The organism is Nocardia sp. CDC159 (assembly GCF_023740735.1).
GTDB classification, from domain to species: Bacteria; Actinomycetota; Actinomycetes; order Mycobacteriales; family Mycobacteriaceae; genus Nocardia; species Nocardia pulmonis.
Window position 1 is genome coordinate 85,529 of record NZ_JAMRXH010000017.1, and the last position, 13,659, is coordinate 99,187.

The 13,659-nt window shown below is 67.3% G+C and carries 12 protein-coding genes; 8 read left to right on the forward strand and 4 right to left on the reverse strand.

The features are described from left to right. Positions 1-101: 101 nt before the first annotated feature. Entirely contained in the window at positions 102-2,576 is a 2,475-nt protein-coding gene (locus NDR87_RS29660) for a phosphoketolase (RefSeq protein WP_251916963.1), read from the reverse strand. 107 nt (positions 2,577-2,683) lie between these two features. On the opposite strand from NDR87_RS29660, the gene NDR87_RS29665 reads away from it, so the two are divergent. The 7 genes from NDR87_RS29665 to NDR87_RS29695 all read left to right on the forward strand — a co-directional run bounded on the left by NDR87_RS29665 (position 2,684) and on the right by NDR87_RS29695 (position 9,139). Next, entirely contained in the window at positions 2,684-3,250 is a 567-nt protein-coding gene (locus NDR87_RS29665) for an FKBP-type peptidyl-prolyl cis-trans isomerase (RefSeq protein ID WP_251916962.1), read from the forward strand. Positions 3,251-3,364: 114 nt separating this feature from the next. Further along, positions 3,365-4,732, forward strand: a complete 1,368-nt coding sequence (gene tig, locus NDR87_RS29670) for a trigger factor (RefSeq protein WP_372494333.1) — start codon at positions 3,365-3,367, stop codon at positions 4,730-4,732. 177 nt (positions 4,733-4,909) lie between these two features. After that, on the forward strand, positions 4,910-5,518 hold the full coding sequence (locus NDR87_RS29675; protein ID WP_308212169.1) for an ATP-dependent Clp protease proteolytic subunit: 609 nt from the start codon (positions 4,910-4,912) through the stop codon (positions 5,516-5,518). Positions 5,519-5,549: 31 nt separating this feature from the next. Next, positions 5,550-6,218: an ATP-dependent Clp protease proteolytic subunit gene (locus tag NDR87_RS29680; protein ID WP_251916959.1), complete on the forward strand. Its 669-nt coding sequence runs from the start codon at positions 5,550-5,552 to the stop codon at positions 6,216-6,218. A gap of 287 nt (positions 6,219-6,505) precedes the next feature. Continuing rightward, complete coding sequence (clpX, locus tag NDR87_RS29685; protein WP_251916958.1) at positions 6,506-7,789, forward strand: ATP-dependent Clp protease ATP-binding subunit ClpX; 1,284 nt, start codon at positions 6,506-6,508, stop codon at positions 7,787-7,789. A gap of 206 nt (positions 7,790-7,995) precedes the next feature. Beyond that, on the forward strand, positions 7,996-8,598 hold the full coding sequence (locus NDR87_RS29690; RefSeq protein WP_372494337.1) for a TIGR03086 family metal-binding protein: 603 nt from the start codon (positions 7,996-7,998) through the stop codon (positions 8,596-8,598). 82 nt (positions 8,599-8,680) lie between these two features. Further along, positions 8,681-9,139: a MarR family winged helix-turn-helix transcriptional regulator gene (locus NDR87_RS29695; protein ID WP_251916956.1), complete on the forward strand. Its 459-nt coding sequence runs from the start codon at positions 8,681-8,683 to the stop codon at positions 9,137-9,139. Between the two features lie 135 nt (positions 9,140-9,274). Here the strand turns inward: NDR87_RS29695 and NDR87_RS29700 are convergent, their stop codons facing one another. The 3 genes from NDR87_RS29700 to NDR87_RS29710 form a co-directional block, all read right to left on the reverse strand. Beyond that, the gene (locus NDR87_RS29700) at positions 9,275-9,808 is read right to left on the reverse strand and encodes a hypothetical protein (RefSeq protein WP_251916955.1); all 534 of its coding nucleotides are present in this window, start codon (positions 9,806-9,808) and stop codon (positions 9,275-9,277) included. A gap of 85 nt (positions 9,809-9,893) precedes the next feature. After that, on the reverse strand, positions 9,894-10,709 hold the full coding sequence (fdhD, locus tag NDR87_RS29705; RefSeq protein ID WP_251916954.1) for a formate dehydrogenase accessory sulfurtransferase FdhD: 816 nt from the start codon (positions 10,707-10,709) through the stop codon (positions 9,894-9,896). Between the two features lie 73 nt (positions 10,710-10,782). Further along, positions 10,783-13,077, reverse strand: a complete 2,295-nt coding sequence (locus tag NDR87_RS29710; RefSeq protein ID WP_251916953.1) for an FdhF/YdeP family oxidoreductase — start codon at positions 13,075-13,077, stop codon at positions 10,783-10,785. 142 nt (positions 13,078-13,219) lie between these two features. Between NDR87_RS29710 and NDR87_RS29715 the strand changes: the two genes are divergently transcribed. Continuing rightward, the gene (locus tag NDR87_RS29715) at positions 13,220-13,621 is read left to right on the forward strand and encodes a hypothetical protein (RefSeq protein ID WP_251916952.1); all 402 of its coding nucleotides are present in this window, start codon (positions 13,220-13,222) and stop codon (positions 13,619-13,621) included. The last annotated feature ends 38 nt before the right edge of the window (positions 13,622-13,659 follow it).

Sequence of the window (13,659 nt, forward strand, 5' to 3'; positions counted from 1 at the left end):
TCTCCAGGGGCACGACGGGAGCTTATAACCGTCCGTACAGTTTTGGTGGAGAAGGTTCATTCTTAATTCGTATGACCAGCTTGCTACCGCCCGCTCACCCCCTACGATCGACTACGCGAATAGGGCCAGGTCCACTCCGCGACGGCCGGAATGTCCTCCCCGTGCTCTCGCGTCCACGCCCGCGCCGCCAACCTGGCGTCCACCATCTCCTGCCGCAGCCCGGCCGCACGGGTCTGCAGCCCGGGCACCCGATCGATGACATCCATGACCAGATGGAAGCGATCGAGATCGTTGAGCATCACCATGTCGAACGGCGTTGTGGTGGTGCCGTTCTCCTTGTAGCCGCGCACATGCAGCCCGGAGTGGTTGGTGCGCCGGTAGGTGAGTCGATGGATCAGCCACGGATAGCCGTGGAAGGCGAAGATCACCGGCCGGTTCGTGGTGAACAGCGTGTCGAACTCGCGGTCGGGCAGCCCGTGCGGATGTTCCTCGCTGGGCAGCAGCCGCATCAGATCCACCACATTGACGACCCGAATCCGCAACTGCGGCAGCCGCTCCCGCAGGATCGCGGCCGCGGCGAGGGTCTCCAGCGTCGGCACGTCCCCGGCGCATGCCAGCACCACGTCCGGCTCGGTGCCCAGTTCGTCGTTGTGCCCGGCCCACTCCCACAGGCCCGCGCCCCGCGCGCAGTGCGCGGCGGCCTCCGGCACCGACAGCCAATCCTGTTGCGGCTGTTTGCCCGCCACCACCACGTTCACGTAGTGCCGTGAGCGCAGGCAGTGGTCGTAGGTCGACAGCAGGGTGTTGGCGTCCGGTGGCAGATACACCCGCACGATCGAGGGCTTCTTGTTCAACACCACGTCGAGAAAGCCCGGATCCTGATGGGTGAATCCATTGTGATCCTGCCGCCAGACATGCGAGGACAGCAGGTAATTCAGGCTCGGCACGGGCCGCCGCCACGGCACCTGCGCACTCGCGTCCAGCCACTTCGCGTGCTGATTGAACATGGCGTCCACGATGTGGATGAATGCCTCGTAGCAGGTGAACACCCCGTGCCGCCCGGTGAGCAGATAACCCTCCAGCAGCCCCTGGCACATGTGCTCGGACAGCACCTCGATCACCCGGCCGCGGCGATCCAGCCCCACATCGAACTCGCCGACCTCGGCCTGCCAATCGCGTCCGGTCACCTCCAGCACGTCCTGCAGCCGATTGCTGGCCAGCTCGTCGGGGGCGAAGGTGAGGAAGTTGTCCGGATTGGCCTTCGTCACATCGCGCAGCCAGCCGCCCAGCACCCGGGTCGCCTCATGTTTGGTCGCGCCCGGATCCGTGACCTCGACCCCGTACGAGCGCCAGTCGGGCAGCCGCAGATCCCGCAGCAGCGCACCGCCGTTGGCGACCGGATTGGCACTCATCCGCCGATCGCCGCTCGGATTGAGTCGTAGCACCTGCGGAAGCGGAGAACCGTTCTCGTCAAACAACTCCTCCGGCCGATACGACCGCAGCCACTGCTCGAGCACGGCCCGATGCGCCGCATCCGACCGCGCCCCGGGCAGCGGCACCTGATGGGCGCGGAAGGTGCCCTCGACCGGATCCCCGTCGACCTTGGGCGGGCAGGTCCAGCCCTTCGGCGTGCGCAGCACGATCATCGGCCAGAACGGCCGCGCGCCGTCCGCGCCGGACCGGGCCGAGCGCTGGATGTCGGCGATGCGGTCCAGGCAGGTGTCCACCGCCGCGGCCATGGCCTGATGCACCGCGGCCGGATCGTGCCCGGCGACCACGATCGGGTCGTAGCCGTACCCGCGCAGCAGCGACAGCAGTTCGGACTCCGGAACGCGGGCCAGCAACGTCGGATTGGCGATCTTGTACTCGTTGAGCGCCAGCACCGGCAGCACGGCGCCGTCGCGGGCCGGATTGAGGAATTTGTTCGCGTGCCAGCTCCCGGCCAGCGGCCCCGTCTCCGCCTCGCCGTCACCGACCACGCAGAACACCGTCAGATCCGGATTGTCCAGCGCCGCACCGAACGCGTGCAGCAGCGAATAGCCGAGCTCACCACCCTCGTGGAACGACCCCGGCGTCTCCGGCGCGCAATGGCTGGGCACGCCGCCGGGGAAGGAGAACTGCCGGAAGAACTCCCGCATCCCCTCCACGTCGCGCGGTATATGGCTGTACAGCTCGGAATACGTACCCTCGAGCCAGCCGCAGGCATTGGGCCCCGGTCCGCCGTGACCGGGTCCGGCGACGAACACCGCGTTCAGGTCGCGGGCCAGGATGGCCCGATTGGCATGGGCCCACACCAGATTCAACCCCGGCACGGTGCCGAAATGGCCCAGCAGCCGCGGTTTGACGTGCTCGGCCGCCAGCGGCGTGCGCAGCAGCGGATTGGACATCAGATAGATCTGCCCGACCGACAGATAGTTCGCCGCTCGCCACCAGGCATCCAGGTCGGTGAGCTGATCATGGTCGAGCGGGCCGGGCGCCTCGCCCAGGTGATAGGGCTCCGGTGCGACGGTGTCGCCACCGCGAGTGCCGACATTGTCGGCCGAGGTGTCGCCACCGGCACTTGCCAACTGGGTCATCCGCGAACTCCTCACGTAGGACGTCGCTTTGGGCCTACCCACCCTGTGCCCTGCCAGTCACGCTACCGGCGCGATGTGACCGAGACGCGTCCGTTAGGGTGCCGCGCATGACCCCACTGGCCCGGATCATCGGCTCGACCGTGCTCGTCGCGACCGCAGTCGCCCTCACCGCCTGCGGAAACGGTGACGACAAGAGTTCGCCCGCACCCGCTGCGACGCCGTCGAAAACGGTGTCCGGAGCGGCCGCGCCGACCGCGAGCCACGGCCGCGAGTGCACGGCCGACGACATCAAGACCACCGGCGGTTTCGGTGAGCCGCCCACCATCACGATCCCCGGCGACTGCGATCCGCCCAAGCGGCTGATCACCAAGGACCTCGTCGAGGGCAGCGGCCCCGGCGCGGTGGCCGGACAGCAGCTGACCATGAACTACACGCTGGTCACCTGGTCGGATCGGCAGAAGCTGGACAGCTCCTTCGACGCCGGGGAGCCCTTCCCGGTCACGCTCGGCGCGGGCCAGGTCATCCGCGGCTGGGACGAGGGCCTGCTCGGCGTGCGGCAGGGCGGCCGCCGGTTGCTGATCATCCCGCCGGATCTGGGCTACGGAAAGGGCGGCAACGGCATCAAACCCGACGAGACGCTGGTGTTCGTGACCGATGCCGTCAAGGTGGGCTAGCAGCGGCCGATTGCAGCCATGCCCATGACGTCGACTAACCTGGTCGGGATGCGATCGGGGGGACCGAACACGTCAACCAGAGAACTCGTCAGAACGAACACAAGGAGCATGTCCGTGAAGAGCACCGTCGAGCAGCTGAGCCCGACCCGGGTCCGCATCAACGTCGAGGTGCCCTTCGAGGAACTGAAGCCGGACTTCGACCGGGCCTATCAGGCGCTGGCCAAGCAGGTGCGCATCCCCGGCTTCCGCCCGGGCAAGGCGCCGGCCAAGCTGCTGGAGGCCCGCCTGGGCCGCGGCGCGATCCTCGAGCAGGTCGTCAACGACGCGCTGCCCGCCCGCTACAGCGAGGCCGTGGTCTCCGCCGATGTGAAGGTCATCGGCCGCCCCGAGATCGAGATCACCAAGATCGAGGACGGCCAGGAGCTGGCCTTCACCGCCGAGGTCGACGTCCGCCCGGAGATCACCCTGCCGGAGTACTCCGATATCGCCGTCACCGTCGACCCGATCGCGGTGGAGGACGCCGACATCGAGCAGCAGCTGCAGTCGCTGCGCCAGCGCTTCGGCACTCTGAAGAGCGTCGAGCGCCCGGTCCAGAACGGCGACTTCGTCTCCATCGACCTGTCGGCCACCGTGGACGGCCAGGAGGTCAGCGAGGCCTCCACCACCGGCCTGTCCCACGAGGTCGGCTCGGGCCAGCTGATCGAGGGTCTGGACGAGACCCTGGTCGGCATGACCGCCGAGGAGTCCAAGGACTTCACCTCGACCCTGGTCGCCGGTGAGTTCGCGGGCAAGGAGGCCGTGATCACCGTGAAGGTGAACTCGGTCAAGGAGCGCGAGCTGCCCGAGGCCGATGACGAATTCGCCCAGATGGCAAGCGAATTCGACACCATCGAGGAGCTGAAGGCCGACCTGCGCAAGCGCGTGGAGCAGGTCAAGAAGGTGCAGCAGGCGGGCGAGATCCGCGACAAGGTGCTCGAGGCGCTGCTGGAGAAGACCGAGGTGCCGCTGCCCGAGGGCGCGGTGCAGGCCGAGGTCGACGCGGTGACCCACGACGCGGTGCACGGCTTCGACCACGACGAGGCGAAGTTCGCCGAGGCGCTGGCGGCGCAGGGCTCCTCGCGCGAGGAGTTCGACTCCGACGCCAAGGAGTCGGCCGAGAAGTCGGTCAAGACCCAGCTGCTGCTCGACGCCATCGCCGAGAAGGAGAACACCCAGGTCGGCCAGGACGAGCTCACCGAGCGCATCCTGTTCCAGTCGCAGCGCTACGGCCTGTCGCCGGAGCAGTTCATCCAGCAGGTCCAGCAGGCCGGTCAGTTGGGTGCGATCTTCGCCGACGTGCGCCGCGGCAAGGCGCTGGCGACCGTGGTCGGCCAGGCCAAGGTGACCGACACCGCGGGCAACGCGGTCGACACCACCGAGATGTTCGGCAGCCCGGACGAGGAGGGCTCCGAGGAGCAGCCCGCCGCGGCGAGCGCCGAGTAATTACATGCAACAGCAGCGCGAATGTCCTTTGGTGATTGCGAAATTTGCGCTGTGAGCGAAGGAGGGCGGTACCGGGAGTTCGGTGCCGCCCTGCTTCGTTAGGGTTTGTGTCAGCGAATCAGAAATGGCCGTGCTAGCTAGCACCGAGCCGGTGAGAGAGGGCAGGTATCCGTGACAATCAATCAGGCAGGGCCGGTCATGACATCCGCGACCGCTGGTCTCAACCTCAGTGACTCCGTGTTCGAGCGCCTGCTGCGCGACCGCATCATCTTCCTGGGTACACAGGTCGACGACGATATCGCCAACAAGCTGTGCGCCCAGCTCCTGCTCCTGGCGGCCGAGGATCCGACTCGCGACATCTCGCTGTACATCAACTCGCCCGGCGGCTCGGTGACCGCGGGCATGGCGATCTACGACACGATGCAGCTGGTCGAGCCGGACGTTGCCACCTACGGCCTGGGCCTGGCCGCCTCGATGGGCCAGTTCCTGCTCACCGCGGGCGCCAAGGGCAAGCGCTTCGCCCTGCCGCACGCGCGAATCATGATGCATCAGCCCTCCGCGGGCATCGGTGGCTCGGCCGCCGACATCGCGATCATGGCCGAGCAGTTCGCGCACACCAAGCGCGAGCTCAACGAGCTGCAGGCGCTGCACACGGGCAAGTCGGTCGAGCAGGTGACCGCCGACGCCGACCGCGACCGGTGGTTCACCGCGAAGGAAGCCCTCGAGTACGGCTTCATCGACAGCGTGATCACCCACGCCCGCCAGGCCAACGGCACCGCCAACTAGCTCACCGACTTCGAGACCTTTGGAGACGAAGATGACTCATTTCGATCCCCGCGCCGGGCTGTCCGGTGTCGCGCCGGCCGGTCCGCAGGCGCGCTACATCCTGCCGTCGTTCATCGAACACTCCAGCTTCGGTGTCAAGGAGTCCAACCCGTACAACAAGCTGTTCGAGGAGCGCATCATCTTCCTCGGCGCGACGGTGGACGACACCTCGGCCAACGACATCATGGCCCAGCTGCTGGTGCTCGAGTCGTTGGATCCCGACCGTGACATCACGATGTACATCAACTCCCCCGGCGGCTCGTTCACCGCGCTGATGGCCATCTACGACACCATGCAGTACGTGCGCGCCGACGTCGCGACCGTCTGCCTGGGCCAGGCCGCCTCCGCCGCCGCGGTGCTGCTGGCCGCGGGTACCCCCGGCAAGCGCGCCTGCCTGCCCAACGCCCGCGTGCTGATCCACCAGCCCTCGCTGGAGGGTGGCATTCAGGGCCAGGTCTCCGACCTGGAGATCCAGGCCGCCGAGATCGAGCGCATGCGCCGCCAGATGGAGACCACCCTGGCCCGGCACACCGGTAAGGACGCCGACACGATCCGCAAGGACACCGATCGCGACAAGATCCTCACCGCCGAGGAGGCCAAGGAATACGGGATCATCGATACCGTGTTCGACTACCGGAAGCTGAGCGCCCAGAAGAAGTGAGCGTGGCGGCCTTCCGTCGTCTCGGCGGCGGAAGGCACGCCCGGAGTGAGAAACGTGCCCCAAGTTGTCGACCTGTATCGCGTCTACCGGGTACGGTCACTAGAGGGACCTTTGCTCATGGTTGTCGGCACGGTCGAAGGACCTGAGGACAAAACTGCCGGAATCCCCGAAAAATCCGATCGGCGCACGACACCGATCGTTGTAGGGCGGGTAGCGTAGTTCGAAGGCGGCTTGTCGGCTTCCGAGACAGACGGTTGCACGCGGACAAGGAAGTAGGGACCCACGAGATGGCGCGCATCGGTGATGGCGGCGATCTGCTCAAATGCTCGTTCTGCGGAAAGAGCCAGAAGCAGGTCAAGAAGCTCATTGCGGGACCGGGTGTATACATCTGCGACGAGTGCATCGATCTGTGCAACGAGATCATCGAGGAGGAGCTGGCCGAGTCCAGCGAGGTCAAACTCGATGAGCTGCCCAAGCCCGCAGAGATTCGGGAGTTCCTCGAGCAGTACGTGATCGGCCAGGACACCGCCAAGCGGACCCTCGCCGTGGCCGTATACAACCACTACAAGCGCATTCAGGCGGGCGACAAGGGTCGCGACGGCCGCGGGGAGCCGGTCGAGCTGACCAAGTCGAACATTCTGATGCTGGGACCCACCGGCTGCGGTAAGACGTATCTGGCGCAGACGCTGGCGAAGATGCTGAACGTGCCGTTCGCCATCGCCGACGCCACCGCCCTCACCGAGGCGGGTTATGTCGGTGAGGATGTCGAGAACATCCTGCTCAAGCTGATTCAGGCCGCCGACTACGACGTCAAGCGCGCCGAGACCGGCATCATCTACATCGACGAGGTCGACAAGATCGCCCGCAAGAGCGAGAACCCGTCGATCACCCGCGACGTCTCCGGCGAGGGCGTGCAGCAGGCGCTGCTGAAGATCCTGGAGGGCACCCAGGCGAGCGTGCCGCCGCAGGGCGGGCGCAAGCATCCGCATCAGGAGTTCATCCAGATCGACACCACCAACGTGCTGTTCATCGTGGCGGGCGCGTTCGCGGGTCTGGAGAAGATCGTGCAGGACCGGGTCGGCAAGCGCGGCATCGGGTTCGGCGCGGAGGTGCGCTCGAAGGCCGAGATCGACACGACCGACCACTTCGCCGACGTGATGCCGGAAGATCTGATCAAGTACGGCCTGATTCCCGAGTTCATCGGTCGCCTGCCGATCGTGGCCTCGGTGACCAATCTCGACAAGGAATCGCTGGTGCGCATCCTGTCCGAGCCGAAGAACGCGTTGGTGAAGCAGTACGTCCGCCTGTTCGAAATGGACGGCGTCGAACTGGAATTCACCACCGACGCCCTGGAAGCCGTTGCCGACCAGGCGATTCTGCGCGGCACCGGCGCTCGTGGCCTGCGCGCCATCATGGAAGAGGTTCTGTTGCCGGTGATGTACGACATCCCCAGCCGCGACGATGTCGCCAAGGTGGTCGTCAATGCCGATACGGTGAACGACAATGTGCTGCCGACGATCGTTCCGCGCAAGCCGGTGCAGCGCACCGAGCGGCGCGAGAAGTCGGCCTAGTCGCATTCGGACAGCACAGCGGGCCCGGGAGTTTTCTCCCGGGCCCGCTGTCTTTCTGTGGTCCGGCAGCGCTGACGGCGCACATTATCTCTAGTTCCGCTGGGGGATCGCGGTAAACCGGCGTGCCCGAGTTTCGGATGTGGTGGTGGCCACACGTTTGCGCCTGCTGATAATAAGCATGGACATACGATCTGCGATCGCTTACGATTTCGAGCATGACTGATATACGGGAATGCAACCGCCGAGCGGTGGACTACAGCGCCGAGATCGTGTCCCGGGTGACCGCCGATGATCTGGATCGCCCCACGCCGTGCGCGGCCTGGAAGCTTTCGGACCTGTTGGCGCATATGACCGTCCAGCATCGCGGCTTCGCGGCGGCCGCTCGCGGGCGCGGCGGCGATCCGGCGGTCTGGCAGCCTGCCCCGCTCGCCGACGATCCGATCGCGGACTACCGGGATGCCGCCGCCGACGTCCTCGCCGCGTTCACCGAGAAGGGAGTGCCGGAACGGGATTTCGCCATGGCCGAATTCGGGCCGGATGTCACCGTTCCCGGCCAGCAGGCCATCGGGTTTCACTTCATCGACTACGTGGTGCACGGCTGGGATGTGGCCCGGACGCTCGGTTTCGACTACCACCTGGCCGACGACCTCGCCGAGCCCGCGCTGGAGATCGCCCTGGCGGTCCCGGACAACGAGGTGCGCCTGGCTCCGGGTGCGCCCTTCGCTCCCGCCGTGCGGGCTGGCGAGTCGGCCACCGCCCTGGACCGCATTCTGGCAGCGCTGGGGCGATCGCCGCAGTGGCCCAACTGAATTCGCGGGAGTTGCGGCGAGCGCCGGTTGCTCTGCGGCCCGGCATGCGTTTGGAGGGGAGCCGGGGACGTAAGTTGATCGCATGGCGAAGACGGAGCGGCCGGATTTGGCGGCGATGATCGTGCCGTTGGCGCGGGCGTTGATGGCGTTGGAGCGGCCGGTGCTGGCGGAGCACGGGGTGAGCATGTGGGGGTATGCGGTGTTGTCGGCGCTCGGGCGGGGGACCGCGCGGGGGCAGGGGGTGCTGGCCGAGGAGATCGGGGCCGACAAGACGCGGATCATTCCGGTGCTGGACGATCTGCAGGAGCGGGGATTGATCGAGCGCCGGCCCGACCCGGCCGATCGACGGGCCCGGCTGCTCGCGTTGACTCCGGCGGGGCGGGCGCTGCGCGACGCTGTGCAGGCCGATATTCAGGCCAGGGAGGAGAAGCTACTGGATCGGCTCAGCGCCGCCGACCGCCGCGGCTTTCTCAACGCCCTGTCCATCCTCGCCGCGCTCCCTCGCGAGGAGGTCGTCGGCGAGAGCGCCACCCCGCGGTGACGCCCCCCCGAGCTCTCTCATCGGACCCGGTGACGACCGATGCCCCCAGTCGCGCCCGCTGTCGAAGGTCGTCGTTGACCTTCCGTGGTTCGCCGTTGAACCTTCGTCCGATGTCTGCTCATCGCCCTCGGAGTCTCACCTGTTACGACGGCGCGGCAGACGGAAAGTCATCGGTGCGGGGTCACGGAGTCGGATTCGTTCGCGAGGCGCTGCCAGCAGCGCGGCCAGGCCGAGGGCGGGCAGCAGGACCACCGACAGCAGGCTGAGAACGTAGCTGCCGGTCGGCATTTCGCCGGGCTTGTGCGCGACGTGGTAGATCAGGTGGATGGTGCCGAAGACCAGCCAGCCCAGCCCGGCGACCCGGGCCAGCAGGCTGTCGCCGTAGTAGAGCGCGGCGGCGGTCACGGCCGTGAGGCCGAGGAAGAACGCGCCCACATCGGTGGCGAGATGATGGTTGTAGGGCCCGTCCACCGACACCCAGGTCAGCCCGAATCCGGGGAAGCTCCGATACCAGGATTCCGGCGCGAGCGCGGCCCACAGGCCGGTGAACAGCCCGATCGCCACCAGCGCACCGAGGCAGATCTGGGTGATCAGCCACCGCCGCCGGTTCACGTCCAGCCGCATCCGCACCCGCAGGTTGTCGCCCGCACGTTGCACCGAGATTCGCATCGGGTTCTCCCGTTCGCCGTCGCAGTCCGGTAGCAGTTACGGTAAGTCGACCAGTGTCTGTGAACAAGCGTTCACGGAACTCGGTTCAACGGATCTTCAGGCGATGGGCCGCGCAATAGACGTTCATGGTCTCCCCGCGCACGAATCCGGCCAGGGTGAGCCCGGATTCGACGGCCAGATCGACGGCCAGCGAGCTCGGCGCGGAGACCGCCCCCAGGATCGGGATGCCCGCCATGACCGCCTTCTGCACCAGCTCGAACGACGCGCGTCCGCTGACGACGAGCACGAGATCGTGGGCCGGAATCCGGCTCTCCCGCAGCGCCCAGCCGATCACCTTGTCCACGGCGTTGTGCCGCCCGACATCCTCGCGCACCGCCAGCACCGAACCATCGGCGGCGAACAGCCCGGCCGCGTGCAGGCCCCCGGTGGCATCGAAAACGCTTTGGCGCGAACGCAACAGATCCGGCAGGCTGGCCAGGATCTCCGCATCGACCAGCGGCCCCTCCGCCGGAATCGGAAACCGCGTCCGCGTGCGCACCTCGTCCAGCGCGGTCTTCCCGCACAGTCCGCAGGCGCTGGTAGTGAGGAAATTCCGCCCGAGAATCGGAGTGGGTGTGCGCAATTGGATGTCGAGCACGTTGTAGGTGTTCTGGCCGTCGGCATCGGTGCCCGCGCAATAGCGGGCGGAGACGATGTCCTCGCGCGAGCCGATGATGTTCTCGCTCAACAGGAATCCGTGCGCCAGATCGATATCGCTGCCGGGCGTGCGCATGGTGACCGTCAGCGAACGTCCGTCGACCCGCAGCTCCAGCGGCTCCTCCACCGCCAGGGTGTCGGGTCGCTCGGTGTTACCGGCGGGGGAGATGCGCACGGTCCTGCGGCGCGCGGTCACTCTGCTCACGACGGCACCTCGCTGGCGCTCGGTGCCGCCGTGAGCAGGCCACGCCGTGTCCATGGTTCGCTCGCAAGCTCGCTCACGCCGACGTCCGCTCCAGCCGAATCGTGACCGCTTTGGACACCGGCGTATTGGACCGCTCGGCCACGTGATCCAGCGGTACCAGCGGATTGGTCTCCGGATAGTAGGCGGCCGCATTGCCGCGCGGGGTCGAATACGGCACCAGGCGGAACCCGTGCACCCGCCGCTCGCTGCCGTCGGTCCACTCCGACACCAGGTCCACCAGCTCGCCCTCGGCGAAACCGAACGCGGCGATATCCTCCGGATGCACGAGAACCACCTTGCGCCCGTTGTGGATTCCGCGGTAACGGTCGTCGAGGCCGTAGATCGTGGTGTTGTACTGATCGTGGCTGCGCAGCGTCTGCAGGATCAGCCGCCCCGGCGGCACCGGCAGCCAGGTCAGCTCGTTGACCGCGAAATTGGCCTTCCCGGTGGAGGTCCGGAATTCGCGGGCATCGCGCGGCGGGTGCGGCAGCTGGAAACCGTTGCGCTCGCGCACCTTCCGGTTGTAGTCCGCACAGCCGGGCACGACCCGGGCGATGGCGTCGCGGATCGCGTCGTAGTCGCGGCGGAACCGCTCCCACGGCACCGGATGATCGGGCCCGAACAGCTCGCGCGCCAATTCGCACACGATCGCGACCTCACTGCGCAGCTGATCGCTGACCGGGGTGAGCCGTCCCGTCGACAGATGCACCATCGACATCGAATCCTCCACCGACACCTGCTGTTTCACCCCATCCTGCACGTCAAGATCGGTGCGGCCGAGGGTGGGCAGGATCAGCGCGGTGCGCCCGTGCACGACATGGCTGCGATTGAGTTTGGTGGAGACCTGCACGGTCAGCTCGCAACCGCGCAGCGCCGCCTCGGTGACCTCGGTGTCGGGAGTGGCCGAGACGAAGTTGCCGCCCATGCCGAAGAACACCTTCGCCCGCCCGTCGCGCAGCGCGCGAATGGCCGCCACGGTGTCGTAGCCGTGGCGGCGCGGGCTGTTGATGCCGAATTCGGAATCGAGTGCGGCCAGGAAGGTTTCGGGCATCTTCTCCCAGATGCCCATCGTGCGGTCGCCCTGCACATTGGAGTGGCCGCGCACCGGGCACACCCCCGCGCCGGGCTTGCCGATCATGCCGCGCAGCAACAGCAGATTGGTGATCTCCTCGATGGTGGCCACGCCGTGGCGCTGCTGGGTCAGCCCCATCGCCCAGCAGACGATGGTGGCCCTCGATTCGGCCAGCAGCCGCGCGGTCCGCGCGAGCTGTTCGCGGGTGAGGCCGGTGGCCTGCTCGACGACGCCGAGATCGACCGCGCGCATATGCTTTTCGTATTCGGCGAAGCCCGCGGTGTGCGCGTCGACGAAGGCGCGGTCGACGACGGTGCCGGGCGCGCGGTCCTCGGCCTCGAACAGCAGTCTGGCCAGTCCCTGGAACAGCGCCATATCACCGCCGAGGCGGATCTGGAGGAAGTCGTCGGCAATGGTGATGCCGGTGGTCAGGCCCTTGATCGTCTGCGGATCGCGGAAACCCATCAGCCCGGTCTCCGGCAGCGGGTTGACCGCGATCACCTTGGCGCCGTTGTCCTTTGCCGTGCCCAGCGCCGACAGCATGCGGGGATGGTTGGTCCCAGGATTCTGCCCGGCCACGATGATCAGATCGGCCCGGGCGAAATCATCGATCGAGACCGAACCCTTGCCGATGCCGATCGAGGAGGTCAGCGCGGTGCCGGAGGATTCGTGGCACATATTGGAGCAGTCCGGCAGATTGTTGGTGCCGAAGCTGCGGACCAGCAGCTGGTAGAGGAACGCCGTCTCGTTGGCGGTGCGGCCGGAGGTGTAGAACACCGCCTCGTCGGGAGAGGCCAGGCCGCGCAACGTATCCGCGATGAGGCGGTAGGCCTCGTCCCAGCCGATGGGGGAGTAGTGCGTGGCGCCGGGACGCAACACCATCGGATGGGTGAGTCGACCCTGCTGGCCGAGCCAGTACCCGGATCTGGTCGCCAGCTCCTCGATCGAATGGTCGGCGAAGAACTCCGGGGTGACCGTGCGCAGCGTCGCCTCCTCGGCGACGGCCTTCGCGCCGTTCTCGCAGAACTCGGCCGGGCGGCGATGTCCGGTCGGCTCGGGCCAGGCGCAGCCGGGACAGTCGAAGCCGTGGCGCTGATTGACCCGCGCGAGCGTGCGCGCGGTGCGGATCAGGCCCATCTCCTCGACCGCGCGCTCGAGCGCCACGGTCACGGCCGTCACGCCCGCCGCGCTGTCCTTCGGCGGCGTGACGGTCACCTGTGTTTCGTCGATGTCGCGGGTCGGCGCGTCGCGGTGCATGACCCTATCGTCCTCCTCCCGTCGGAAACCCGACAATCGGGCGGTTCTCCCCCCGATCGGCGGCCGGTCGCGCGAGGATCGATGCCGACATCCGGGTCGTCGGATCGCACCGGCCCGGTTACCAGGACGAACGAGGATGCACATGATCAGCAGGATTGGCGCCGGACTTCTCGCGGGCACGGTGGGCGCGGCGCTCGTCGCCCTGGCCGCGCCCGCGAACGCCGCGGTCTCCCAGCTCTCGTCGACTCCGAATCTGGCCTTCGGTTCGGCGACCAACTACGGCACCGGGTGCCACTACACCCTGCGGGCCACCGTCACCGAACCGGTCGGGCGGGTGGCCTTCTTCGACAACGGACAGCTGATCGGCTGGGCTCGATCCGGCGGGGCGTACGCGCTCATCGACTGGATTCCGCGGACCGAGGGCCGTCATATCCTGGCCGCGGTACAGGAGAATCAGACCCCCGACATTCCGGCCGCGACCCTGGAGTTGTCGGTCGGCCGCGGTATCGACCTGCTCGGCGCGTGCAATGTATTCGGTGGCTGAGGCGGCTGTTCGCCGCTAGCATCGGCGACATGCTGATG

Coding starts and splice junctions, on each gene's coding strand:
- NDR87_RS29660 (WP_251916963.1), bottom strand. CDS start 2,576: ATGACCCAGTTGGCAAGTGCCGGTGGCGACACCTCGGCCGACAATGTC.
- NDR87_RS29665 (WP_251916962.1), top strand. CDS start 2,684: ATGACCCCACTGGCCCGGATCATCGGCTCGACCGTGCTCGTCGCGACC.
- NDR87_RS29680 (WP_251916959.1), top strand. CDS start 5,550: ATGACTCATTTCGATCCCCGCGCCGGGCTGTCCGGTGTCGCGCCGGCC.
- clpX (WP_251916958.1), top strand. CDS start 6,506: ATGGCGCGCATCGGTGATGGCGGCGATCTGCTCAAATGCTCGTTCTGC.
- NDR87_RS29695 (WP_251916956.1), top strand. CDS start 8,681: ATGGCGAAGACGGAGCGGCCGGATTTGGCGGCGATGATCGTGCCGTTG.
- NDR87_RS29700 (WP_251916955.1), bottom strand. CDS start 9,808: ATGCGAATCTCGGTGCAACGTGCGGGCGACAACCTGCGGGTGCGGATG.
- NDR87_RS29710 (WP_251916953.1), bottom strand. CDS start 13,077: ATGCACCGCGACGCGCCGACCCGCGACATCGACGAAACACAGGTGACC.
- NDR87_RS29715 (WP_251916952.1), top strand. CDS start 13,220: ATGATCAGCAGGATTGGCGCCGGACTTCTCGCGGGCACGGTGGGCGCG.